At 44.7% G+C, this 26579-nt stretch carries 20 protein-coding genes and 1 pseudogene; 14 read left to right on the top strand and 7 right to left on the bottom strand.

Annotation, left to right across the window (positions count from 1 at the left end; all coding sequences use genetic code 11):
* The first annotated feature begins 7 nt into the window (after positions 1–7).
* From R7E38_RS00370 to R7E38_RS00355, 4 genes are all read left to right on the top strand, one after another.
* Positions 8–763: a molecular chaperone gene (locus R7E38_RS00370; protein WP_064369625.1), complete on the top strand. Its 756-nt coding sequence runs from the start codon at positions 8–10 to the stop codon at positions 761–763.
* A complete protein-coding gene (locus R7E38_RS00365) occupies positions 763–3189 on the top strand; it encodes a fimbria/pilus outer membrane usher protein (protein ID WP_372051726.1) in 2427 nt (808 codons plus the stop codon). Before R7E38_RS00370 ends, R7E38_RS00365 begins: the two co-directional genes overlap by 1 nt.
* Positions 3186–4154, top strand: a complete 969-nt coding sequence (locus R7E38_RS00360) for a spore coat U domain-containing protein (RefSeq protein WP_115386804.1) — start codon at positions 3186–3188, stop codon at positions 4152–4154. The genes R7E38_RS00365 and R7E38_RS00360 overlap by 4 nt, the downstream gene beginning before the upstream one ends.
* 141 nt (positions 4155–4295) lie before the next feature.
* The gene (locus R7E38_RS00355; RefSeq protein ID WP_115386803.1) at positions 4296–5015 is read left to right on the top strand and encodes a carbonic anhydrase; all 720 of its coding nucleotides are present in this window, start codon (positions 4296–4298) and stop codon (positions 5013–5015) included.
* A 72-nt stretch (positions 5016–5087) separates the two neighbouring features.
* Here R7E38_RS00355 and R7E38_RS00350 read toward each other — a convergent pair whose 3' ends face one another.
* Entirely contained in the window at positions 5088–6191 is a 1104-nt protein-coding gene (locus R7E38_RS00350; RefSeq protein ID WP_005375107.1) for a mechanosensitive ion channel family protein, read from the bottom strand.
* 301 nt (positions 6192–6492) lie between these two features.
* Between R7E38_RS00350 and R7E38_RS00345 the strand changes: the two genes are divergently transcribed.
* Positions 6493–6840, top strand: a complete 348-nt coding sequence (locus R7E38_RS00345; RefSeq protein ID WP_005375109.1) for a helix-turn-helix domain-containing protein — start codon at positions 6493–6495, stop codon at positions 6838–6840.
* A gap of 90 nt (positions 6841–6930) precedes the next feature.
* On the opposite strand, the gene lldD is transcribed toward R7E38_RS00345, so the two are convergent.
* Positions 6931–8070, bottom strand: coding sequence for an FMN-dependent L-lactate dehydrogenase LldD (gene lldD / locus R7E38_RS00340; protein ID WP_115386802.1), 1140 nt, complete (start codon positions 8068–8070; stop codon positions 6931–6933).
* A gap of 315 nt (positions 8071–8385) precedes the next feature.
* Positions 8386–10077 (bottom strand): L-lactate permease, encoded by a 1692-nt coding sequence (locus R7E38_RS00335; protein WP_005375111.1) that lies wholly within the window; start codon positions 10075–10077, stop codon positions 8386–8388.
* A 162-nt stretch (positions 10078–10239) separates the two neighbouring features.
* Here R7E38_RS00335 and R7E38_RS00330 point away from each other — a divergent pair, with 162 nt between their 5' ends.
* Entirely contained in the window at positions 10240–11139 is a 900-nt protein-coding gene (locus tag R7E38_RS00330) for a LysR family transcriptional regulator (RefSeq protein WP_005375112.1), read from the top strand.
* A gap of 120 nt (positions 11140–11259) precedes the next feature.
* Positions 11260–13293 (top strand): prolyl oligopeptidase family serine peptidase, encoded by a 2034-nt coding sequence (locus R7E38_RS00325; protein WP_226082787.1) that lies wholly within the window; start codon positions 11260–11262, stop codon positions 13291–13293.
* A gap of 242 nt (positions 13294–13535) precedes the next feature.
* On the opposite strand, the gene R7E38_RS00320 is transcribed toward R7E38_RS00325, so the two are convergent.
* Entirely contained in the window at positions 13536–15167 is a 1632-nt protein-coding gene (locus R7E38_RS00320) for an ABC transporter ATP-binding protein (RefSeq protein WP_005375114.1), read from the bottom strand.
* An 85-nt stretch (positions 15168–15252) separates the two neighbouring features.
* Positions 15253–15750, bottom strand: a complete 498-nt coding sequence (locus R7E38_RS00315) for a hypothetical protein (RefSeq protein ID WP_017635485.1) — start codon at positions 15748–15750, stop codon at positions 15253–15255.
* 187 nt (positions 15751–15937) lie between these two features.
* Between R7E38_RS00315 and R7E38_RS00310 the strand changes: the two genes are divergently transcribed.
* The 3 genes and pseudogenes from R7E38_RS00310 to R7E38_RS00300 all read left to right on the top strand — a co-directional run bounded on the left by R7E38_RS00310 (position 15938) and on the right by R7E38_RS00300 (position 21603).
* Positions 15938–18298 (top strand): Lon protease family protein, encoded by a 2361-nt coding sequence (locus tag R7E38_RS00310; protein WP_054574916.1) that lies wholly within the window; start codon positions 15938–15940, stop codon positions 18296–18298.
* 293 nt (positions 18299–18591) lie between these two features.
* Positions 18592–20226 (top strand): annotated as a pseudogene (locus R7E38_RS00305) (methyl-accepting chemotaxis protein).
* Positions 20227–20622: 396 nt separating this feature from the next.
* Complete coding sequence (locus R7E38_RS00300; RefSeq protein WP_025768571.1) at positions 20623–21603, top strand: porin; 981 nt, start codon at positions 20623–20625, stop codon at positions 21601–21603.
* 123 nt (positions 21604–21726) lie between these two features.
* On the opposite strand, the gene R7E38_RS00295 is transcribed toward R7E38_RS00300, so the two are convergent.
* Positions 21727–22473: a flagellar brake protein gene (locus R7E38_RS00295; protein ID WP_042521645.1), complete on the bottom strand. Its 747-nt coding sequence runs from the start codon at positions 22471–22473 to the stop codon at positions 21727–21729.
* A 127-nt stretch (positions 22474–22600) separates the two neighbouring features.
* On the opposite strand from R7E38_RS00295, the gene R7E38_RS00290 reads away from it, so the two are divergent.
* Together R7E38_RS00290 and R7E38_RS00285 are read left to right on the top strand one after the other, a co-directional pair.
* Entirely contained in the window at positions 22601–22876 is a 276-nt protein-coding gene (locus tag R7E38_RS00290; protein WP_017635482.1) for a GNAT family N-acetyltransferase, read from the top strand.
* Entirely contained in the window at positions 22873–23850 is a 978-nt protein-coding gene (locus R7E38_RS00285) for a phosphotransferase (RefSeq protein ID WP_017635481.1), read from the top strand. Before R7E38_RS00290 ends, R7E38_RS00285 begins: the two co-directional genes overlap by 4 nt.
* Positions 23851–23896: 46 nt before the next feature.
* Here the strand turns inward: R7E38_RS00285 and R7E38_RS00280 are convergent, their stop codons facing one another.
* Complete coding sequence (locus R7E38_RS00280; protein WP_017820512.1) at positions 23897–24397, bottom strand: GNAT family N-acetyltransferase; 501 nt, start codon at positions 24395–24397, stop codon at positions 23897–23899.
* A gap of 395 nt (positions 24398–24792) precedes the next feature.
* Here R7E38_RS00280 and napG point away from each other — a divergent pair, with 395 nt between their 5' ends.
* Positions 24793–25563, top strand: coding sequence for a ferredoxin-type protein NapG (gene napG, locus R7E38_RS00275; protein WP_064376387.1), 771 nt, complete (start codon positions 24793–24795; stop codon positions 25561–25563).
* On the top strand, positions 25563–26417 hold the full coding sequence (gene napH / locus R7E38_RS00270; protein ID WP_226082792.1) for a quinol dehydrogenase ferredoxin subunit NapH: 855 nt from the start codon (positions 25563–25565) through the stop codon (positions 26415–26417). The genes napG and napH overlap by 1 nt, the downstream gene beginning before the upstream one ends.
* Positions 26418–26579: the final 162 nt, after the last annotated feature.

Genomic DNA, 26579 nt, shown 5'->3' with positions numbered 1-26579 from the left:
GGGTGAAATGGAATTCATACTCAAAAAACTATTATTAATAGCCTTCCTTTTTGTTTTTTTCTCAAATGCCAACGCTAACTCATTATTAATTTGGCCAATTTACCCCAAAATATCAGAGGAGAGTAATGCAACATCACTTTGGATGGTAAATAAAGGCAGTGTTGATTCTTATTTACAGGTGAGAATTTTTAAGTGGGAACAAAACGAAGGAGAAGATAGTTATTCAAGTCAAAGCCAGTTAATTGCAACCCCTCCGTTTGTCAAAATTGAACCAGGTGAAAAGCAGTTAATCCGCATCATCAACCAAGATGAGGCCTCTGCAGGTAAGGAGTATGCATACCGAGTGATCATAGATGAATTACCGCCAACTCAAAACCCTCAAACAGAATTGACGGAAAATGAACTCGCTGTAAAAGTCCGAATGCGTTACTCGATACCTTTGTTTATTTACGGGAAAGGGCTGACTGATACTCAAAAACCAAACCGTGACAGTGAATTATGGGGTGATTTACAGGCACAGTTTATTAAGAAAAATAATCAGCGTTTTGTTCACATTAAAAATTCAGGAAAACACCATGTTCGCTTAGTGAATTTACAATTGAACCTACCAAATAAAGATCCTGTCGTTATTTCCGATGGACTAGCTGGCTATATTCTTCCTGAACAGTATAAGGTTTGGTCTATTCCCCATAGTAATGTCAGACCCTTGAGTTTGAGCGCGAATATTGGAGGTAAACGTTACCAAATACCATTGAAGCAATAATGAATAGATTTAATACAATGAATGCTTTCTTTTGGTTGGTATTACTTAGCGTAACGTGGAGCAGTATTGGTCTTTGTGCAAATTCAGCAAACCACTTCTCTGAGCTACCGAGTCCTGAAAATTTCTCATTAGAAAAGTTTGAGAATATTAGCCTCAATCTGGAGTTGGTGATCAATCAAAGAGCAACCGGGCTTGTTGCGAAAGTTGAGCGAGTTGGCGATCAGTTCTTTTTGCTCCGGGAGGACCTCATTTCAGTTGGGGTTACCGCCAAGTCGTTGCCTGGAACCGAAGAGAGACTTGAGGTTACGTCTATCCCAGGTGTTAACGTGCGTTACTTGCAATCGTCATTGCAACTCGCAATTGACGTACCGCCTAATTGGTTACCGATGCAGAATTTATCAGCGCAGGATATGGGGCGATTTTCCCCGGCTCAGTTTGGGCGTGGTGGCCTGCTTAACTACAACGTATTTGGTGTGTACGAGAACGAAAGCCGACAAAAGGAGGTTTCTATCAATCATGAAGTCAGAGCCTTTTCTGAGTTTGGCGTTTTTTCTACTACCGGGATATTTAAATCTAACTTTCATCGCGATGTTCAGTCCCAGCAAAGCAGCCAGTACACTCGTTTTGATACGAGTTACGAGTACGTCAATCAAGAGAAGCGAATTCGTATAGAGGTAGGGGACTATATTGTTCGCCCTTTATCTTGGAGCCAACCAGTAAGACTGGCGGGTATTCAGTTGTCGCATGATTTCTCTATGCGTCCGGATGTCGTGACGACGCCGTTACCTGCATTTTACGGTGAGGTCACAGCGCCCACTACGTTAGATTTGTTTATCAATGGCTTTAAAACTGACTCAATGAATGTTGGGCCCGGTCCTTTCATTATTAACGATATTCCAATGCTCTCTGGTGCTGGGGAAGCAACGGTAATTGCAACGGATGCTCAAGGTAAGCAAACGGTCATGACCAGCCCATTTTTTCTCTCTTCCGATCTACTCAAGACCGGATTTACATCTTACAGTGCGAGTATTGGTGCGATCAGAGAAAATTTCGGTAATGCATCTAACGACTATGGAGACGGTGGCGTGGTTACCGCTCTGCGTCATGGCATGACTGATTGGTTAACATTAGAAGCTCAAGCCGAAGCAAAAGATGACCTGATCGTTGCGGGGCTGGGCTTTGTCACCAATGCTGTCAATTTAGGTACGGTGGATGCCTCGTTTCGTGTGAGTAATTTTCAGGATCAATCTACCTCATATGCGCTAGGTTATAGTTATCAGTCTCGGCGGTTTAGCTTCGCTGCTCGAACTCAAGTAGAACAAGCCGACTTTTATACCTTATCTCATTTACCAAATTACGAAATGCTCGATGACGGCAAGGACGCTTCACTCGCGTCGCGCCATCTATCACAAATCAATATGGGAGTCCGTTTGGGAGATTGGGGCTCACTTTCTGGTGGGTACTTTGATATTCAACAATCCGACTCAGATTCACGTACCCTAAATCTTACTTATAGCTACGCTCTGCCTTTTAATATCAATATGTCCCTGTCTTACAACCATAGTATTGGTGGTCAGAGTGTTACGTTGGCGCAATTCTCTCTACCTTTCAGTTCTTTGGGGGGAAGTTCGGGGCTAACGCTGAAAAGAGAGGATGATGGCGATGTGCGAGGACGAGTGGGTTACAGCCGCCTTGCGCCAATACGAGGTGGATGGGGCGTCAATTTAGCGCATGATATTAACGAACACCCAGAAAACCGTAAACAGGCTGATTTGACCTACCGTGCGTCATGGGCGCAGTTCAGAGCGGGGTTAAATGGCACCAGTGGCGACTATGATTATTTTGCGGAAATGGCAGGTTCGGTCTCTACGTTGGATGGAGAAATATTCCCAGCGAATGAAGTGTATGACAGCTTCGCTGTGGTGAGCACCAGTGGTTTTGAAGGTATTCCGGTTAAATATGAAAATCAAATTGTCGGAGTGACAGATGATGAAGGTTACTTACTTGTTCCTTGGGCTACGGCGTATTACACCGCCAAATATGAAATCGATCCACTTAATTTACCTGCCAATGCTGCGTTTTCTGCAACAGAGCAGTTTGCTTCGATACATTCGGGCTACGGCTACCTGTTAGAGTTCCCAATAGAGCTACAAATTGCACTGAGCATGACGGTGGTAGACGAAAATCATTTGTTCCTTCCGATTGGTACATATGGCCGCTCAGAAACGGGCTTAACAAGCCAAATTGGTTGGGATGGTTTTACGTACTTTGAAGGCGTTGACCCAGGCCGCTATATTCAGTTTTATCCTCAAGGACAGTCGCCATGTAAAGTGTTTATTGAGGGGTTGTATCAGCGTGACAGTCAAAAAATACAAACATTGCCTGAGCAGGTTTGTATCAAAGCCGAAGAAGAGACCGCACTATGATTTTGCGCAGCTGGTTTGCTAGCCTACTTCTCTTTTTCTCGTGCTCGACAATGGCTTGTCAGCTCACGGCGGCAGCACCTTTAATCTTGTTTGGCAATGTTTCTTCGTTTACTGTTTCAAGCTCTCAGCAGCAAAGCTCAGCTCAGCCTCATGCGGGGATTACGTGTGACTTTTCTACACTTGTGTCTTTGTTAAGTGGCGACTACGTATCAGCAACGTTTAACAGTATAAATAATGGTTTGCTATTAAATGAGGATGATCCGAGTTCGGAGCTCAGCTATCAGATTTTTGGCGATCCAGGGCTTTCACAAGAGTATGTATTCGGCCAAACTTACAATTTTTTTGAAATCGGGTTACTCGATTTACTCGGGTTGTTTGGCACTCAAGCCGAGTTTCCGCTCTATGCTCGGACGGGAGTGGGTAGTAATCTTTCCGCTGGGACTTATAAAGACCAAATCACCGTATCCTGGATTTGGGATTACTGTAAGGGTATCGGGGTTCTAGGGGTATGCATTGGCCGCGCCAATGGCAGCGCTCAAAGCGTGATTACGGTTGAGTTGCAAGTGACCCCTGATTGTATGATCACAGCGCCAGATATTGATTTTGGTTCGTCCCCATTAGTGGCCGGTTTTGAACCAGTCAGTCAGGTTATATCGTTAACTTGTACCAAGAATAGTTCCTTCTCCATTGGCTTGAATGACGGCCTAAATGCGTCCGGCGGTCAGCGGCGAATGATTTCTAGTGGTCACTATTTGGAGTATGAAATCTATAAGTCATCAACGATGGAGCGCTGGGGAGGCACCAGTTCTGAACGTCGTGAACACGGTGACGTCGATACTGGCGGCTCCATTCCGGATGGTATTACTCCACAGAATTATAATTATCGCGCGCAGATACTAACCAGCCAAACGACCCCTCCTGCAGGTACTTACACCGATTCAATAATCGTTGACGTTCAATTTTGAGCATCATGTCAATTACATCATTAGAGGCTTCTATTCCAAAAATCTTTTGTAATCATAGTTTTCACTCTGTCACTGCTTAATTTTGTGAGATTAGTATGGCTTTATTCTCACGGAATTTAACTTTCAGAAATAAGGAAAATGATGAAGAAGTCACTAACAACACTAGGTTTGGCACTGGTATTTACAGGAACAGCTTATGCAGCAAGCTGGGGCTACGAGGGAAACCATGGGCCAGCTCATTGGGGTGAGTTTGCATCTGAGTGCGCAAAAGGTCAAAACCAGAGCCCAATCAACATTGAATCGGCGACCGAAGCGAAGCTAGAAAAATTGAATTTCGACTACGAAGGTAAGGCAATCACACTGCTGAACAACGGTCACACTTTACAGACTGGTTTAGAAGGTAAAAACACACTCACCATTGATGGTAAAGAGTTTACGTTGAAACAGTTCCACTTCCATACGCCATCTGAAAACCATGTGGACGGTAAAGAATACCCTCTAGAAGCACACTTTGTGCATGCCGACAAAGTAGGTCATCTAGCTGTTGTCGCGGTGTTCTTTAAACTGGGTGACGCGAACCCAGATCTAGCTAAGATGCTAGCTAACATTCCAACTAAAGATCAAGATGTTACCATCAAGGTTCCATTTGATGCTGATGCCCTTATCCCAAGTGATAAAGACTACTACCGCTTTAACGGCTCACTAACGACACCGCCATGCTCTGAAGGTGTACGTTGGTTCGTGATGAAAGAAGCACAAACTATTTCTCCTGAGCAGATAAAATCTTTTTCGGAAGTAATGGGGAAAAACAATCGCCCAATCCAACCGCTGAATGCACGTATAGTGTTAACGCAACAATAACCACTTCATGCGAAGAAAAATAAAAAGCCCGCTTAAACACAGCGGGCTTGATTATTTGGGTATTGGTGAGAACTAGAAGCCGTGATCTTCTTGCTCTTCCGCTTTTACCATTTGTATAGGATCAAGCTTAAGCGTCTGAGTAGGGAACGCGATATCTGCATCGTGTTCTTTAATGATGTTGATTACCTTAAGCAGTATGTCCTGCTTAACCTCATGGTATCTCACCCAATTCACGGTTTTAGTAAAGGTATAGATAAAGAAGTGCAATGATGATGGACCGAATGTATCGAAGTTGACGATAAGTGTTTGGCGTGCATCAATGTCTTTGTGATTTTTCAGCATTTCTTTTACCGCGGTGATAATTTGCGGCATTTTTTCAGCATCGTCGTAACGAAGTCCAATTTTTTCGTAGATACGTCGGTTCAGCATGCGAGATGGGTTTTCTACGACAATGCTGCTAAACACTGAGTTTGGCACATACAGTGGACGCTTATCGAAAGTTCGGATAATGGTCATACGCCAGCCAATGCGTTCTACCGTCCCCTCTATTTGTCGGTCTGGAGAACGGATCCAATCGCCAACTTTAAATGGACGATCGAAGTAGATCATAAGACCTCCAAAAAAGTTAGACAGCAAATCCTTCGCCGCTAAACCGACGATCAAACCACCAACACCACCGAAGGTAAGTAGGCCCGATAGTGACAGACCAAATGCCTGCATTACGGTTAGAATTCCGACGGTAATAAAGAACAGGCGCGCGACCTTAGCTATCGCTTGTACTGTTGTTTCATCTCGGTTCTTTTGTTCGAGAACATGCTCTTCAACATTGGTAATGAGCCGCATAACGGTCCATACGAAGATGCTGATGATTAAAATCAGTTTCAGCGTACTTAACCAGTTTATTTTATCGTTGAGCTCGCTCTCTAATATGATGCCGATAGAGACGGTTGCTGGCCAACACCAAATGAGTGTACTGACTGGCGCTTTTAGCGCATCAAGCAACATGTCATCCCAGTGGAAGGGCGTTTTCTCTACGAGCGCAGCGAGGCGAGAGCGGATCAGTCGCCAAGCTATCCAAGCTATAAAGCTAGCGAGCGTAATGAAAAGGACGCTCCCACTCCAATTTTGATGAGACGTTTCAATGTAGCTTTGTAATTCGGTAAACCACTGTGGCATATGTAACTTATTTCTAGTGAACCATGGAAGGAAAGGTAGCAGATATTACTCCTTCACCCCAGTGATTTCCTTTAAATCATTTACTTATGTCTAAACCGTCCGAGATGGACTTTTCCTTCCGATGACAAGAGAGTCACCTCAATGTTCTGTTGAGCGACCGCCTCATGCATGTTCAGAGGTACGCTACCAATGATTGAGGGTTGATATTTGGACGATCAATTATAACTTCTCTGACTTATCGCTAACATTTATCTTAAGTAAGTGTGAGAGTGTATTGGCTCTTGAATTAGCGGAGGCAGATATGGAATTTACAGAGCTGGATCGAAACGCGCTCTACGACATCTGGATGTCACAAAAAGCCAAAATGCACATCACTCAAATGGAAATGGCGAAGCGCCTTGGTTTGAGTCTACACGAGTTTTCTGGCTTGTTACGTGGTAATTCTCCACTGACGCTAGGTTTTGTAAAACAGCTATGCGAGCAGCTACATGTACGTCCTGGTCAGGTGATTCCGTCTTTGACGGAGCGTGACCTATCTGCATCTGGTACCGTTTATTTACAAAATCGTGTGACGGTGGATGGCGATATCAGTAACGTGTTTATCGACGGAAACCAAGTCGTGATCGAGTACGTCCACCAAGTTAGCTAGCTTGCTCGTCAAATTATCGGGTTGAAGAGCAATAAAAAACGAGCCACTGTTGGCTCGTTTTTTCGTTTCTGTTTTGCTCGCTTGCAAAGATTATGGGATTTTCACTAGCGAATCGCGTGAAAGATCCGCGATAGACTTAGCGCCAGTCAGCGTCATTGCTACACGCATTTCTTTATCGTACAGATCCAGTAGGTTTTCAACGCCTGCTCCGCCTTGTGCTGCCAATGCGTACACAAATGAACGGCCAAGAAGCGTACAGTCTGCACCAAGTGCGAGCATACGAACGACATCAAGACCAGTACGAATACCAGAGTCTACGAAGATCTTAAGATCACCTTTTACCGTATCCGCAATGCTTGGCAGTGCTTTAGCACTTGAAAGTACGCCATCTAACTGACGGCCACCATGGTTAGATACCACAATGCCATCTGCGCCGAAACGTACCGCATCTTTCGCGTCTTCTTCATCTAGAATGCCTTTGATAACCATTGGGCCATCCCAAAAATCACGAATCCACTCAAGATCTTTCCAGGAGATAGAAGGGTCGAAGTTTGCGCCTAACCAGCCGATGTAATCTTCTAGCTTTGTTGGTTCGCCACGATAAGTTGAGATGTTACCTAAGTCGTGCGGTTTACCAAGTAGACCCACATCCAGCGCCCAGCTTGGGTGGCGCATCGCCTGGAATACACGACGCATGGCCGCGTTAGGGCCACTCATACCTGAGTGCATGTCACGGTAACGTGCGCCAGGAACTGGCATATCAACGGTAAACACCAGCGTTGTTACGCCTGCTGCTTTTGCACGCTCAAGTACGTTTTTCATAAAGCCACGGTCTTTAAGCACGTAAAGCTGGAACCACATTGGACGTTCAATTGCAGGTGCGACTTCTTCAATCGGACAAACCGAAACAGTCGACATAGTAAATGGGATGCCTTTTTTCTCGGCTGCTTTTGCTGCTTGCACCTCGCCTCGGCGCGCGTACATACCAGTTAGACCAACAGGAGCTAGCGCGATTGGCATTGCCAGTTTCTCACCGAAGATCTCGGTTTCGAGGCTCAAATCTGTCATATCGCGTAGGACGCGTTGGCGAAGAGCGACATCACCTAAATCGTCAGTATTACGCTTCAGCGTGCGTTCGTCGTAAGAGCCGCCATCAATATAATGGAATAGAAACGGGGGAAGCTTGGCTTTCGCGGCAGCGCGGTAGTCAGTAGAAGCTGAGATAATCATAATGGTGTCCTAGCGGTTATTCTAAGCAAAGTTGTGGAGCAATTTGCTCTTTCGTTGAGCCTTCATCGCAAAGCAGTGAAGACATCAAAATGAGTATAGTTACCTATGGTTCACTTACGTTTGAATCGGTGATGTTGGTAACCCATTTACATAATTGGTTGAAAAATTTTATTAAATCACTCAATCAGTTATGCAAACTGGAAAGGGTGACACAGCTGTCGGGGGAATTGATGTAGCAAGCTAAATCAACATGTCGGGGTAGTAGTGCAGACAGCTGTGTCAAATTAGGCAGGGCTGTAAACCCTGCATTTCGCGTTACTTCATTAAGACATCTGTCATTTGGAAGCCATAAATCAGCACCAATCCAATAATGCCTGTCATTACAATGTAGTAGAACGTAGGGATAATCGTTTTACGCAATGTTGCGCCTTCTCGACCAAGCAAACCTACCGTGGCTGATGCGGCAACAACGTTGTGAATCGCAATCATGTTACCTGCGGCAGCACCGACGGCTTGGAGTGATACAACAATCACACTCGAAATAGACAACGTTTGTGCCACTTCGAATTGGAACTGGCTGAACATCATATTTGATACCGTGTTTGAGCCAGCGATGAACGCACCCAGTGCACCAACGGTGGCACTCAGCGCTGGGAACGCAGAACCAACAAGGTCAGAGGCGAAGTTTGCGGTTGTGACGGGCATACTTGCTAGGTCAGCACCGTTGATGCCTGAGTTGATAAAGATACGAACCATCGGAATGGTAAATACCAAGACAAAACCCGCCCCAATCAGTGTTTTGCTTGACTCGCCAAACGCTTCACGCAATGGCTTTACACTACCGCTTTGTAACATTGCAGCAAGTAGTGCGACAAACACCAGAATGCCACCAGGAAGGTATAACGGCTGAATCGCAGCGCTAACGCCAGTCTCACCAAGAATGTTGCTGAACGACAAACTTACGCTTTGTACAAAGCCTTTCAGCTCAGGGCTTACGCGGCTTGCGACGAGAATAACTGCCAGCATTACATATGGAACCCAAGCTTTTACGATGCTCATTGGCTTGCCCGGATTGTCGTTTAGATCGACTTTTAGCGAACCTAACCACTCTGCAGGCCATTTGTCTTCGCTTTCGAAATCCCACTTAGTCTTTGGTACTAAGAAGCCTTTTTTCGCTGCGGTAACAACGATAGACAGACCAACCAAACCACCGATAAGTGAAGGAAACTCTGCGCCCAAGAATACGCCGGTTAACGCGTATGGAACGGTGAAAGAGACACCAGCGAATAGCGCAAATGGTAGAATATCCAGGCCTTCACTCCAGCTTCTGTTCTTGCCGAAAAAACGTGTTAACATCATCGCCATTAATACCGGGATCATCGTACCTACGACTGCGTGAATGACAGCAACGTGTGCTGTGATATCTTGCAGGTACATTTCCCACGTTGCACCTTGTGCGGCCAACGACTCACTGATGTTATGGGTGTCTAAACCTTTGTTTACACCTACGATGATAGGCGTGCCTACCGCGCCGAATGAAACAGGCGTAGACTGAATCATCATGCCCATAAGGACAGCGGCTAGCGCAGGGAAGCCGATTGCAACCAGTAGTGGTGCAGCGATTGCTGCCGGGGTACCGAACCCAGATGCGCCTTCAATGAACGAGCCAAAGCACCAAGCAATGATGATGGCTTGTACACGGCGGTCAGCCGAAATATCGGTAAATCCATTACGGATTGTGGTGATCGCTCCAGTGTGTTTTAAAGTGTTGAGCAAGAAGATGGCACCAAACACGATCCATAGAACAGAGACAGTAATGCCCAGTCCTTGGAATACGGAGGCCAGTACGCGATTGGCTGACATATCCCAAAACATTAGTGCGATAGCGACGGTTAGACCGAACGCAACAGGCATGGCTTTTTTAGCAGGCCAGTTGAGACCAACCAATAAGATGGCGGCAACAACAATTGGCGAAAATGCCACTAGGGCAAGTAGGGTTTCACTCATTTGTACATCCTTCGTACGCTGACTTCTCGAACGGTGTCAATCCGCTGTAGAGGTGACTTTTTGTTGTAATGGTTTTGTTAATTTGGCGTGAATTTACTCCTTTATTTTTTGTTGATATAGGGAAATAATGAAAATAATTAATTCCAAAAGTGACATAATGGTATGAGAGCAGACGACTTAATCCTATTTTCTCAAGTAATCGAACTTGGCAGCTTTAGTAAGGTTGCAGAGGCAAATAACCTTACAAATTCGGTAGTTAGCAAAAGAATGGCGAGGTTGGAGGAAGAAATAGGGGCTCAGCTATTATATCGAACAACGCGCAAATTAACCTTGACCGAGGCAGGTAAGGTGTTACTCCACAGTGCTAAAAATGTGAAGCAGGCCACTCAGGAGGCTATGGATGCTGTTGCAGGCTTTGGAGAGAATGTGAGCGGTCATATAAAAATGTCCGTGCCGTGTATCTCTGGAGATTTGATACTTGCTGATGCTGTTGCCGAGTTTTGTAACCTTCATCCGGGTCTGACCGTGGACATGTCATTGGATAATCGCTTTGTCGATTTAGTGGCTGATGGTTACGATTTAGTCATTCGAACTGGCTACCTAGCCGACTCTAGTTTGATCGCACGACATATTCTCGATTCCCAATGGGTGGTATGCGCGTCACCTTCTTATATTGCGAAAAATGGGAAACCGATCGAGCCGATTGATCTCACCACGCACAATTGTCTGCAATACGCTTACCAAACCACAGGTGCAACGGATTGGGAGTTTAAAGGAGAAGATGGCAATTACATCGTCAAAGTATCGGGCTGCTTTTCTACTGATAACGCGACCGCATTACGTAAAGCCGCTCTGGGCGGCCATGGTATAGCTTACGTCCCGCGATGCTTGGTGTATCATGATATTCGCAATGGCCAACTGGTGGATATTTTTCCTGAACTAGTAGGTAAAAAGTTGGGTATCTACGCGGTGTATCCGTTTACTCGTCAACCACCGAACAAAGTGAAGCTGCTTATTGAGCACATTCGCGACCGGTACTTAACGATATCTCATTATTTCTAGGTTCTTCATAGATTTAAAACAATGTCGTTGAAATCAAAATTGGGTGCTCTAAGGTAATCACCGCAATAAAACGATTGAAGATAAACAACTTAATAAAAACAACGGAGTAACACGGACGTTATGCATTACCCAAAAACACGTAAAGATTCTGTCGTGGACACTTATTTTGGTCACGACATTGCCGACCCTTATCGCTGGTTAGAAGATGATCGCAGTGAAGAAACCGCACAATGGGTTTCGGGTCAAAATTCGGTCACCTTCGATTTCCTTGGTCAGATACCGTACCGCCAACAAATCCGTGACTTAGTGGCGAACAGTCAAAACTACGAAAAATATTCCCAGCCATTTGTACGTGGTGACTACACCTACTTCTACAAAAACGACGGTTTGCAAAACCAAAGCGTATTGTATCGACGTAAAGGCGAGGGAGAAGCCGAGGTTTTCCTTGATCCAAATACTTTCTCCGAAGAGGGCACGACCTCTCTTGGCGAAGTCAGCTTCTCTAAAGACTACCGTTTGGTCGCGTATTCCATCTCAGAAGGGGGTAGTGATTGGCGTAAGATCTTTGTCATTGATATGGAAACCAAAGAACAGTTAGAGCCTGAGATTGTTGATGCGAAGTTTACGTCGATTTCTTGGCTGGGCAGCAAAGGCTTCTATTACTCAAGCTACGATAAGCCGCAAGGCAGTGAGTTGTCTGCTCGAACTGAGCATCACAAGCTTTATTATCATGAACTTGGTACCCCTCAATCTGAAGATAAAGTGATTTTTGGTGAGTTGGATACGCAAGTTCATCGTTATGTGTCTGGTACGACGACGACAGATGATCGCTTCCTCATTATTTCTGGCGCAGAATCTACATCGGGTAATCGTCTGTTTTATATCGATTTACAGTCTGACTCCCAAGCAATTGTGACGCTGCGCGATACAACGCAAGGCGACACCTACTTAATTGATAGCCAAGACGCAACCTTGCTGCTTTACACCAACCTAGACGCGCCGAATGGCAAAGTTGTCAGCTACAACACTCAGACAGAACAATGGGCTGACGTGATTGCTGAACAAGAACAGCCGTTAGAAATCAGCAAAGGTGGCGGTTATCTGTTTGCGACTTATATGGTAGATGTGCTTTCTAAAGTGCAGCAGTTTAACTACCAAGGTGAGTGGATTCGAGATGTACAATTGCCGGGAGAAGGCACGGCTTATGGTCTGGCGGGTAAAAAAGAAGAAACCACACTTTATTACACATTCACTAACTACGTGACGCCTCCGACGATCTTCTCATTTGATGTCGAATCTGGTGAATCCACACTGTTTCAGGAATCAAAGGCACCGTTCGATCGTAATGAGTATGAATCAAAACAGGTGTTTTACACCTCAAAAGACGGCACGCAAGTTCCGATGATCATTTCATACAAGAAGGGCGTTGCACTTGATGGTAGATCACCAACCATGTTGTATGGTTACGGCGGTTTTAACATCAGCCTTACTCCAATGTTTTCTGGCAATGTAGCCAACTGGCTAGAGTTGGGTGGTATATACGCTGTCGCCAACATGCGAGGCGGCGGTGAATACGGTAAAGCCTGGCACAACGCAGGCACTCAGCAGCAAAAGCAAAACGTGTTTGATGACTTTATTGCGGCGGCGGAATACCTGATTGAAAACGACTACACTAGCTCGGATCGCCTAGCGATTCGCGGTGGTTCTAATGGTGGTTTGTTAGTTGGAGCGTGTATGACGCAACGCCCTGAACTATTCAAAGTCGCGCTGCCTGCGGTTGGCGTGCTTGATATGCTGCGTTATCACACGTTTACTTCTGGAGAAGGCTGGAAGTATGACTATGGCACGTCGGAGCAAAGTGAAGCGATGTTCCAATACTTGCTTGGTTACTCTCCTGTTCACAATGTAAAAGAAGGCGTGCAATATCCTGCTACCTTGGTGACAACTGCTGATCACGACGACCGAGTTGTGCCAGCACATTCGTACAAATTTATTGCGGAGCTGCAAGACAAACAGCAAGGCGCTAATCCAGTATTAATACGCATTGATGTCAATGCAGGTCATGGTGCAGGAATGCCGCTGAGTAAGCAAATTGACCTCACCACAGACGTGTATGCATTTACGTTACATAATATGGGTATTGAGTCGATTTAATGCCCTAGTTGTTCGAAGCTTCTGAGAATAAAAAAATGCCGCGACAGTGTCGCGGCATTTTTCATGGTTGGGGGAACTCAATTCATACTGTTTGCCAGTATTTGAGCCAGGTTGACTAAGTCTGACTCTTGAACCAACCAGTCTCGGCGGCCAAACCGAAAGGCAGCTACGCCATTCTTAAGACAAGATGAATTTATCACCTTTTCTTAATCCTAGTTTATGAATATGAAACTGTGATGAACCTAAGCCGCATTGTGCTGATTTTCACTGTTTTCAAGATCAAATGAGGCATCTATCAGTTTTTTCGTGTAGTCATTTTTAGGGTTTTGGAAAATCTTTTCGGCCGTACCTTGTTCCATGACCTCGCCCTTTTGCATGACTAGAACACGATCAGAGAGTGCTTTAACTACTGATAGATCGTGGCTAATAAACAAGTAGCCAATATTGTGTTTTTTCTGCAAATCTTTCAGGAGATCAATCACAGTCAGTTGAACCGAGCGGTCCAATGCAGAGGTTGGCTCATCAAGCAAAATAAACGAAGGCTCAAGAATTAGTGCTCGCGCGATAGCAATACGCTGACGCTGGCCTCCCGAAAACTCGTGTGGATAACGGTTGATGGACGCGGGATCTAAGCGAACCTCTCGAAGCACGTCGCGTGCTTTCTGCATACGTTCTTTTTTACTCAACATTGGCTGGTGGACAGTTAATCCTTCAGTGATGATCTCGCCGATAGTCATACGAGGAGAAAGCGAACCATAAGGGTCTTGGAATACCATCTGAACGTCTTTTTTCAGCTCAAAACGTTCTTTGTTTGTCAGCAAGGCCATATCTTGGCCTTTATATTCTATTTTGCCAGTTGAGGGCAGTAGACCTATCAAAGCTCGGCCGAGTGTAGACTTACCTGAACCGGACTCCCCAACGATCCCGAGGGTCTCTCCTTGTTTAAGCTCAAGAGAAATGCCTTTTACCGCTTCGAAGTACTCATTCTTGCTCGCAATAAAATGCGACTTTACCAAGAATTTGACTCGTATATCGTCAGCCTTTAACAGCTGCGTAGCACTTTCGCTAATAGGCTCCTTACTGCCTTTAGGAATCGAATTGATTAGCATACGTGTGTATTCGTGCTTTGGGTCCTTGAAGAGTGTTTGTGTTTCGCCTTCTTCGACGACTTCTCCTTTACACATCACAATGACACGGTCTGCAAAGTGTTTTACGACGCCTAAGTCATGAGTAATAAATAGGATTGCCATGCCCATCTGAGCCTGAATTTCTTTAATCAGGTGCAACACTTCTGCTTGAACCGTGACATCCAACGCCGTTGTTGGTTCGTCGGCGATCAAAATATCGGGCTCGTTAATCAGTGCCATCGCAATCATGATACGTTGCAATTGACCACCAGAAAATTCGTGTGGGTACTTGTTGTACGCTTTTTCTGGGTTTGGCATATGAACCAATTCAAACAGCTCTAACACCTTTGCTTTTGCTGTTCGTTTGTCGACCGGGCGGTGACACATGATGGCCTCAGCGACTTGGATACCCACCCGCATGTACGGGTTTAGTGAGGTCATCGGCTCTTGAAAAATCATGCCAATGCGATCACCGCGAATACTTTGCATTTCACGCTCTGTTTTATCCAAGATGGAGCTACCCTCAAACATGATGGATGAGCTTTCATGCAAAATAGCGTTGTCTGGCAGTAGTTTCATCAGTGCATTGGTTGATACTGACTTGCCAGAGCCAGATTCGCCAACGATGGACAGCGTCTCGCCTGCTTTTAAATCGAAGCTAACATTCTTTACTGCATCGACGATCCCATCGTTTGTCGTAAAGCTGACTGATAGGTTGTTCACCGAAAGAATGGTTTTAGAAGACATCACAGATCCTTGTGGTTGATAAAGCAAATGATACTCAAGCAATGGACAGTACAAACCTAGCTGGCCTCAATGCTTGAGCTTTAGATTAATTATACAGGTGAGAAGGCGAAGCTTTTGCCGAACTCATTGCTTGCAAATGTAAGAACTGCTCATGCGCGCGCGTTACGTGCTCGAGTTCTATCATCCATTGAGCATTACGTTGGGCAGAGCAAAATGCCGCCATGTGAGCTAATAAGTCTTCGCTCTGTTGACCAAGTAGGTGACCTACGCGCTCAATCAGTTCATGGCTCTCTAGCTGCAAAAATTGAAATAGCGCGTAAGTTTGATTGAGTATTGAGAACGCATCATGCTGTAAGCCGAGTTTGTTGAGAATCTCTGATTGCGTCACGCTAGCATCTCTAAGTCCCGTAATGAGACATACAAATTGGCAAGGTTTAGTTTGTGCATTTTCTAGCGCTAAATGAATGTGGTTGGGTAGATTGTTGAGCACGTCGTCATATAAACGATGAGCTTCTGGCCAATGGCCTTGTTCCATCAGTTGCTCCGCTTTTAAGTAGCGCATCCAGCATTGCTCAATATTCATATCCATCTCCACAACATTTGATTTGTTTAGATATTAAATGAAATTGATTATCAATTGCAAGTGCGTGTTAATATCACTTATGTGTTCATAAAATGTCCAATCAATCTAGGGTGGAAGGTAAATCACTTAAAATTAAGCAAATAATCTCTACACTCAAATAACGAAAATAAGAAAAAAGGAAGTGGATATGGCAATACTAAGATTGGAAGCTAAGCAGCTATATTCTGTAGCAGATCTAGAGAATATGCCATGTAAGTCGACCAAGGAGTTACCTCCAATTGATGAAATCGTGGGCCAAGAGCGCGCGCAAAAAGCGGTCGAGTTTGCGATGTCCATCAAAGAGAAAGGGTATAACATCTACGCCATTGGTCAGAATGGGCTAGGTAAACGCACCATGATCTTGCGCTATCTGAATCGTCACCAGCACGATGCAGCAGCCCTGTTTGATTGGTGTTACGTTGCGAACTTTGAGGATACCCGTACACCAAAGGTATTAAAGTTGCCTTGTGGTATCGGAAATAAGCTACGTGTTGATATTGAAGCTTTAATGGGCAAATTATTGAATGCTTTACCCCTAGCATTCGACAATGAAATGTACTTTAGCCGCGCTGAGCGATTAAAAAATCAATTGGCAGCTAAGCAACAAAACGAGCTGGATCGTATTAGTCGAGAGGCAAAAGAAAAGGGCATCAGCCTAACACTGACTACGCAGGGGGATTATCAGTTTGTCGCCATGAACGGTGATGAGCTTCATACGGAAGAGTCTTTTGATGTACTAAGCAAAAAAGAACAAGAGCAATTCAGCGATGCTATTGATGAACTCGAAGTGCGATTGCGCTCGATGGTTCGTGAGCTTACGGAGTGGGAAGAGACATACAGCGATAAAATCAAAAAGCTCAATGATGAAGTGACGCTTGATGTGATTACTCACTTCATCAAAAAACTCAAAGTGGATTACGCGCAATATTCCGAAATCAAAACCTACTTAACTGAGCTGCAAAAAGATATTGTTGAAAACGCAGATATTTTCCTTGACCAAAGTGGCGAGCAAGGCGAAATTGCGACGGCATCCTTGGATAAAAAATTGCCACGTCGTTATAAAGTGAACGTCTTGGTAAGCCGTAAAAGCAGCGAATTTCCTATCGTTGTTGAAGAAAATCCCAATTATCATTCACTCTTCGGGTCGATTGAGACTGCCACTTTCAAAGGAACGGTGTTTACCGACTTCTCGCTGATTCGTGCAGGGAGCTTGCATAAGGCGAATGGCGGCGTTCTATTAATGGATGCTCAGAAAGTACTTGAACAGCCTTACGTTTGGGATGGTTTGAAGCGCGCATTGCGTGCTCGTCAATTGAGTTTTACGTCTCTAGAAAAAGAAGTCACATTGACGGGGGCGGTATCACTCGATCCTGAACCGATTCCGCTTGATATCAAAATTATCTTATTTGGTGATTATCGAACTTACCAATTGCTCCAACATTACGATCCAGAGTTCAGCGAGTTGTTCCGTGTGACGGCAGATTTCGAAGACGAAATGAAACGTACGCCGGAGTCTGAGCTGCATTACGCGCGCTTTATCTCTAGCGTGGTGCATGACAACAATATGCTGCATTGCGATCGCAAAGCCATTGCTCGGATCATCGAATACAGCTCACGTTTGTCTGGCGACCAATCCAAGCTATCTCTACATTCGGCTAATATCGCCAACTTGCTTCGAGAGTCGAATTACGTGGCTCGTCAAGCCAACTCCAACATGATCCGTATTGGTCATGTTGAAGAGGCGCTCAATAACCAAGAAATGCGAGTAAGCCGATTACGCGATAACGTAATGGAAACCTTTATTAACGGCACAACGCTGATTCGCACCGAAGGAGAAGCCGTAGGCCAAGTGAACGCACTTTCGGTATTGAGCACTAGTGACTACATGTTTGGTGCACCGAATCGCATCACAGCGACGACGTGTTACGGTGATGGGGAGGTTATCGATATCGAGCGCAGCGTGGATTTGGGGGGCAGTATTCACTCTAAGGGTGTGATGATTTTGTCTGCCTACTTATCTTCCGTATTTGGTAAAACGGCACGAGTGCCATTAACGACAACCATTACCTTTGAGCAATCTTATGGTGGTGTTGATGGTGATAGTGCCAGCATGGCTGAGTTATGTGCGGTTGTGTCTGCTTTTTCAAAGCAACCAAATCGACAAGACATTGCGATAACAGGGTCGATGAATCAATTTGGTCAAGCTCAGCCTATTGGTGGCGTAAACGAAAAGATCGAAGGCTTTTATGATGTGTGTGTAATTAAAGGTCGTCATGACGGGCAGGGGGTCATTATTCCGCGCTCTAATGTTCACAATCTAATGCTTCGTTCCGACATCGTGAAAGCAGTCGAAAAAGGCGAGTTTAATATTTGGGCGATTGACCATGTTACTGAAGCTATCGAATTGTTTACGGGGAAAGTTGCTGGTGAGCCAACTGATGAAGGTTCTTATCCAATCGATACCATTTTTGGCCTTGCTCAAGCTAAGCTCAATTCGTTGAGAAAATAGGCTGAAACCGTCCTAAATGTGAATGTATCTCATCATAAGTGATCATAATTTATCATAACGACAATATCCCGACGCTACTGTCGGGATATTGTCAATAACAGATTGAAAATGGAGAGTTTTTGTACTAGACAAAAGTGTGATCGACCTCTAATATTCGCCACTTGTTTATTCGTCTGGGAGTTATCCCGTCGCAAGGAAGCATAGATATTCAAACTGCCGAAAAGTAACGTTGTTATAAGCACTGCTCGAGTTTGTTTGGATATAGACATCACGCATACAACTGAGGCCCTGTCATGCAGTTATCACTGAAAAATTTGTCAGTACGAACGCAAATTTTGGTTCCGGTATTATTTACCGCGATTGTTTTGTTTATTGCTCTTTGGATTACTAAAAACAATCTTCAAGCAGAGCAAGATGTTATTGCTTCCAACCAAGAATCTTTGGTTTTTCACAAAGACACATTGGCGAGTATTGACGACCAAATTTACCCTCTGCGCATAAGCGCGGTTTACGCTATTTACGATGCTTCTCGTCGTGAGAATTTTCTAACCGAATTGAAAGAAGGCTTAAAGCAAGTTGATGCCGATTTAAGCGCAATTGAAGCCCGAAACCTATTCCGTGACGATGCCGTTAAAGTTCGCCAAGCAATTGAATCCTATGTGCGATATTCAGAGCGCTCAGTTGCTTTCTTCAACCAATACGATCAAGGTTTGAAATCGGATAGCGAGTACCGTGCATTTGTCAAAGAGTATCGCAATGTTGGCCGAGAAATGGTCCAACAAATTAACACACTATCAAAGCATGTAAACGAGCAAGCTGAACAATCTACTATCAGAAGTCATCAGCAAAATGAACGTGTGCAAAATAACGCTATGTTGACGGTTTTAGCGGTATTTGCTTTCTCATTGATAGGCGCTTGGTTCCTATCTGGCATGATTGTTACACCAATCCAAAAGCTGCAAGAAGTGATGCGTCAGTTAGCAATGGGTAATCTATCTGTACGTGCAGATGTCGATGGGGACAATGAGATCTCTAAGCTGAGCAAAGATGTAAACCAAACCGCAGAGCAGTTATACAACACTGTGGACCAGTTAACCCGTATTAGTGAGGAAGTTGCATCTGCATCGACCGAATTAGCTGCGGTAATGACGCAAGCGGAAGCGAACGCGAACGCTCAATAAGAGTTGGCGGAGATCGAGCAAGTTGCATCTGCGGTTAACGAGCTTGCAAGTACTGCGAATAATGTGAGTGATAACGCGACCTCTGCTGACGCAACCGCGCGTGAAGCTGATGGACTTGCTCAATCAGGTTTGGCTATCTTCCAAGAAAGTGCGGAAGCAAGTGCGCAAATGTCTCAAGCATTGAACGATGCAGCGCAAGTTGTTTTGCGTCTAAAAGAGCAATCTGTACAGATCAACGATGTTATTGAAGTGATTCGCGGCGTATCTGAGCAGACCAACTTGCTAGCATTGAATGCTGCGATTGAAGCGGCGCGAGCTGGTGAATCTGGTCGTGGTTTTGCGGTAGTAGCTGATGAAGTACGCATGCTAGCAGCGCGTACTCAAGACTCGACACAAGAGATCCAAACGATCATTGAAGAGCTTCAAGCGCAGTCTGGGCTGGCGAATGACAGTATGCAAGTCAGCCTTGATATGCTTAGCCGCAACAACGAGCTGACGCAACAAGCGAATGAAGCGTTGGTTGGAATTACCGAGTCGGTCGCCAACATCAACGATTCAAACACGCAAGTAGCAACCGCAGCCGAAGAGCAGTCTCAAGTTACTCAAGATATCAATCGCAACGTGGTTAACATGTCGGAGCTTGTAAACCAAAATGTAGCGGGCATCAGCCAGAGTGCAAGTGCGAGTACTGAGCTTTCATTACTTGCAGAGAAGCAGAAAGAGCAATTAAGTTTCTTTAAGCTTTAATTTACCATCTACTTATCAAATCTCTAAATCCCTGAGTGAATGCTCAGGGATTTTTTTGTTTGTAATAATCGGATTTATTATCAATAAGTCTATCTAAAACAGTCAGTTAACAAGATTTTTTTGCGGGCAATATCACGTTTTGTGATATTGTTTTTACATTTTTTTCGTCAATTTTTTTTGACGCGAACATTTTTTTTAACTCAACCGATAACTTGATGGTTGAGAGGTATTCATATCGTCATTTTAAGTGGTGTTTTCTTCTATAAGCGCTGTTTATTCAACACGTTGCGTGAAAAATAACAGCTGCTACTATGCCGCCAGTTTTCTCGTTGGTACAGAAAAGTCCTGTTTTTCTGGTGAGAAAGCACATATAAAACAATGATATGGAAAATAACAATGAAATTAAAAACTTTAGCTGTAGCAGTGGCGCTAATGGCATCAGGATCTCAAGTTGTCGCTTCAGAACTATACAACCAAGATGGCACTTCTCTTGAGATGGGCGGCCGCGCTGAAGCGCGTCTTTCTATGATGGATGGTAAGGCAGAAGACCGTACTCGCATCCGTCTTAACTTCCTAGGCAAACAGGAAATCAATGAAAACCTATACGGCGTTGGTTTTTGGGAAGGTGAGTTTGTAACTAAAACTTATGATGTATTTGATTCTAAAGGTAACAAAGTTGGTGAGACAGATAGTCTTGAAACTCGTTACGCTTATGCGGGTCTGGGTGGCAAATACGGTGAAGTAACTTACGGTAAAAACGACGGCGCACTAGTGGTTCTTACTGACTTTACTGACATTATGGCTTACCACGGTAACACAGCAGCACTTAAACTGCCTGTTTCTGACCGTACAGATAACATGCTGTCTTACAAAGGCCAATTCGAGCAACTAGCTGTACGCGCTAGCTACCGTTTTGCTGATCGCACAACAGATGCACAAGGCTTTACAGACAACGAGGAAGATGGCTTCTCTCTATCTGGTGTTTACGCGTTTGCTAACACTGGTTTTGAACTAGGTGCTGGTTACGCAGATCAAAACGACAGCGATGAGTTCATGCTGGTAGCTGCATACTCTGTAGGTGACTTCTACTTCGCTGGTAACTACACTGGCGCGGATATGGATGTTGCAGGTAAGACTTTTGATTACAAAGGCTACGAACTAGCCGCTGCTTACACTATGGGTCAAACTGTATTCACTTCTACGTTCAACAAAGGTGAACTAGAAGACGCAGATACTGTAGAAAACCTAGCTGTTGATGTAACTTACTACTTCAAGCCTAACTTCCGTGGCTACGCATCATACAACTTCGATCTAATGGATAACGAAGGCGCGGCTGAAAAAGATGAGCTAGCGCTAGGTCTACGTTACGACTTCTAAGTCATGACTCTTATCTAAGATACTGCCTTATTCTTAGTAAATAAAACCCCTTACTGAAAAGTAAGGGGTTTCTTGTTTTCTAGCACTTCAAAGCTTCTTGATAAGCGATAGGGGTTATCAAATCTATCTTTTTAGTGTGAGCTTAGTACCATCAAATTTGAGGTGACTGAGGAGGTTTTTAGCGTTGTTTTTACCAACCTCATCAAACTCCATTCCGTAGCGAGCATAGTGCGTTGATTTTTGTAAATTACAAATACGACCTCGCAACGGCGCTAGCATACGACTTTCTCCGGGCATCGTTAGATCCAATGAAACGTGGTCACCAACCTGAAGTGGTCGGCTCATCGGTGATGTTACAAAACGACAGCCACTACGAGATAAATCTCTTATTTCGCATTCAGTTCGATAGGCTTCTAAACAAACACGCGCTCTCAAATTTACTTCGTAACGCACTTCTTTGCGAAGCTGAAAGACCTGCATAGTGTTGGGTAGGTCTAGCACCAAAATTGGGTACGGATCGCCTAGTCGATGCTGTAATTGGGCCCGAAATGGGATAACGGCCCCTTCACCTCGATGAGAGTAGGCTTTTACATTGATCCAAAAGCCTTCTTGAAAATAGAACTTCAAGTCTTCATCGGAGATGTTCGGAACCTCTATCAATGCAGTATTATTTGAGTGACAGCCAACAAATGTGCTGGTTGTAATAAACTTTGTACCAACGGGGGTGGTGACGTTTAAGCTCACTTCACTGCCATGTTCGACCATTGCCATTGCATCGGTGCTATTTAATGTACTTGCCTGACGTTCTGGTGCCTTCTTGCTTTGCAGAGGTAGCTTGCCGTCTCTGGCAATTGGGCTCATATTTCTCATTATAATTGTCGTACCTGATGTAAGAAGGTAATCGCGTGAGGCGAAGCAGCACTCTCGCATGGTATCGATTTTATTCAGTGATATAGTTTGATTCAATCAATCTGTAACAAAAATTAGAGAGCAAGATATGCATAAAGTAACTCATGAGACCACGAATAGTACATTCTGGGTTGATTTAGAGCAGGGTTATAAAGCCAAGGTGATTTATCAGCTTAAGGGTAATGTCATGCACATTACATCAACGGTTGTTCCTGAAGCACTGCGAGGTAAGGGGTACGGAAAAGTGATGATGGAAGCGGTGTTGCCAGAAATTGAGTCACTCGGTTATCAAATCAAACCAGTTTGCCCATATGTTATTCACTACATGGAGAAGAACCAAACGTGGTCACATCTGCTCGCATGATGAGTAACAACCACCAACGCTACCAAAATATTGGCCAGGAACTCAATCTAGGTAATTACCGCTCTGTAGAAGTCATACAATCGCTATGGGGAGGCTATGGAGAGTTAGTCCAAGTTACTTATTCTACTCGTTCGGTGATCATTAAGCATGTAAAACTCCCTAAGCCTTCAGAGCATCCTAGAGGCTGGAATACGGACCGTTCTCATCAAAGAAAGTTGCACTCTTATCAGGTGGAAGTGAATTGGTATGAGTATTTTTCCGGAGGGGTGGATACTCGCTGCCGAGTACCACAAGGTCTAAAAACGTTCCAATCGGAGAATGAATGGCTCATTGTGATGGAAGATCTCGCCGAGGTGGGCTTTCCAAAAGTCATCACAGATGCACAGCTAAAGCATCTACAAGCCTGCCTCACTTGGTTGGCGAACTTTCATGCGCGATACATCGATGTTCGTTCGGATAAGTTGTGGCATACCGGTACATACTGGCACTTAGCAACCAGACCCGACGAGCTTGAAGCATTGCAAGACACTGAGCTACAAAATGCGGCTCAATTGATTGATCAAACGCTTTCGCAAGCTAAGTTTAAAACACTAGTACATGGTGATGCCAAATTGGCGAACTTCTGTTTTGATGAAGAAGAATCAAGCGTTGCTGCGGTTGACTTTCAATACGTTGGATGTGGGTGTGCAATGAAAGATGTGGCACTGTTTATGAGTAGCGCCGTTAAGCCAGAACGTTGTGCAGAGATGGAAGTTTGGGTTTTGGATACGTATTTTGCTCAGTTGCAATACGCGCTAATGGTCTATCAACCGAATCTTGACCCTAATGAAGTCGAGCGTGAATGGCGTCCTTTGTTTGCTGTGGCTTGGGCAGACTTTCAGCGATTTGTGAAAGGTTGGAGTTCCGACCACTGGAAGATCAATCCCTACACAGAAGCATTGACTCGCAGAGCGTTGGCTTACTTACGAAAGTGAGTCGAAGTTTAAAAAGAAAAGCCTCCAATTAGTAGGAGGCTTTGTTTTATCTTTGGCCTGGTCTGATGCGCGCCATGTAATAGGTATTGATGAATTCACCATCACGGAAGGAACCGTCAATCGCTTCACCCTCAATTTGAAATCCATGCTTTTTATAAAGCCCAATGGCGGCGTCGTTATCGGCATTGACCTCTATCTGAATTCTTCTCACATTTAACCAGTTATCTGCTAGTTCAGTGACTGTTTCTATCAATTTGCTACCAATACCGAGTCCGTGGAAACTATCATGTACTCCGATGCCAAACGATGCCGTGTGCATCGTTCTTGGACGTAGAGAGTGGTGAAAGCCAATATTACCGACGACTTTACCATCAATTTCAGCGACATAGCTATAAACACCATCAGGTATGTTTGACAATCTTTCCACCCACATCGCGAGCGAAGGCTTTGGGAGTTGCAGGGTTTCACGCTGTGCTTTTGGTTGTGAATAGATTTCTACGAGTGCCGCTGCGTCTTCGACGGTCGTTGGACGTACGATAATTTCCATGCCTCTCTCCTTCGCTTTTTAGTTTTAATTTTTAATCTAACCACAGTTTTCTTATTTGGATAGTATTTTTTTATGTTTAATGGATAAATGCCTTTTAAATTAGCTTGTTATGATGTCTTTTTTTTAATTTTCAGTAGTGATTTATCATCGAATTGAGCGAATAGATTGCAAAGGTGTTGAATTATTGTACTGAGAATGGTGCGTACTGCAGAGTATCGTGGTGAATTTCATGTCGCAGTAAATAAACGCATTTAGTCAAACTGTGATGACGGCACTGTGCGTCAGTTGACTTGAATCAATAGAGGATGGGGTTACCTCCTATGAGGTATAGGGAAACGACACGTTTAGGGCTATTTATGCTTAACTTGATAAGGGAGTTTTGTTGAGGAAATAGCATGAAATCCTCTCAGTCTAAAATATCGCAAAGTCGGCGCCGATTTTTGCGTGATACAGCTCGAACTGCGGCTGGTGTTGGCGCAGCTGCGTGTGTATTGGGCTTACAATCGCTACAAAGCCAAGCTCGAGAAACCAAAGGTGTGCCTATTCGTCCGCCTGGTGCACTGCCGGAAGGCGATTTCGAATCAGCTTGTATTCGATGTGGCTTGTGTGTTCAGGCATGTCCTTACGATACCTTGAAACTTGCGACATTACTTTCACCCGTCGCGACTGGCTCACCTTACTTTACTGCACGCGATATTCCCTGCGAAATGTGCGAAGACATTCCTTGTGTTGTCGCTTGTCCGAGTGGGGCGCTGGATCCGAAACTAACCGATATTGATGATGCTCGAATGGGTACAGCGGTTCTTATTGACCATGAAACTTGCCTTAACTGGCAAGGGTTACGATGCGACGTTTGTTATCGCGTTTGTCCGCTGATTGATGAAGCCATCACGTTAGAGATGGTTCACAACGATCGAACTGGCTATCACGCCAAACTTATCCCTACAGTGAATTCCGAAGTGTGTACCGGATGTGGTAAGTGTGAACAAGCGTGCGTGTTGGATGTCGCTGCTATTAAAGTCGTCCCGACGGATTTGGCGAAAGGCAAAGTGGGCAGCCACTACAATTTTGGTTGGAAAGAGCTCGACAAACCACTCGAAAATATCCTCCCTAGTGAGACGCCTGTGCCGGAAGGTGCGCTTGAATCGCTAAAAGGAGGTAAGTAATGGCAAAGAATTTAGCTCAAAATGCTGGCAAAGAAGCGCTTGAAAAGCTTGGTTGGTGGCGCGCGCATCGGTTTTTGATTTTACGTCGGCTATGTCAGTTCACCATCATTGCGCTATTTATGGCTGGGCCGACGCTGGGAATTCTAACTGGTAATCTGTCATCAAGTATGTTGCTCGATACCGTGCCGTTAAGTGACCCGTTAATCGTGCTTCAAGTTTTGGCGACAGGGCATGTTCCGGAGTTTAATGCGTTGTTAGGCGTAGTGATTGTCGTGGTGTTTTACGCGATTTTGGCGCCGCGCGCATTTTGTGCTTGGGTGTGCCCGTTGAACATCGTGACAGACTTGGCGGCGTGGTTGCGTCGAAAGTTCAACATTAAAGCGAGCTATCGTTGGTCTCCCATGATTCGTTATTGGCTGATCCCTGTTTTGATGTTGGGCAGTGCGCTATCTGGCGCGATTCTTTGGACATGGTTAGATCCAGTTGCGGCACTGCATCGCGGGTTGGTGTTTGGTATGGGCGCAGGTTGGGTGCTAATCGCCCTAGTGTTTGTGTTGGATTTACTCTTGGTTGAGCATGGGTGGTGTGGGCACTTATGTCCACTGGGGGCAACCTATGGCGTGATAGGCCGAAAAAGCCTGTTGCGCGTTACTGCTGTTCGGCGCGAAGATTGCACCAAATGCATGGATTGCTTTTACGTTTGCCCAGAACCAGAAGTGCTTCGGCAGCCTTTGAAAGAGGGAGATCGTCGAGTTATGGATCAAAACTGCATTAGCTGTGGCCGTTGTTTGGATGTGTGTCCAGAACATGTGTTTGAATTTAAAAATCGCCTATCAGTAAAAGTCATTGATTAAGCCACTGAGCACATTTACTCATGCTTTAGTTCTCTTGATACTTGAACATCGCGCTTAGCCAAGGAATTGAGTGCGATGTTTATCTTCATAACAATATTCCTCAGCCATATCAGCTTGCTCTGGGTTGAAAATAATAATGATATTGCGAATTTGTTACATTTA

The sequence above is a fragment of the Vibrio sp. Vb2131 genome (assembly GCF_033338535.1).
GTDB lineage: Bacteria > Pseudomonadota > Gammaproteobacteria > Enterobacterales > Vibrionaceae > Vibrio > Vibrio alginolyticus.
The sequence above is the reverse complement of the archived record's forward strand: the minus strand, read 5'-3'. Positions and strand labels throughout refer to the sequence as shown.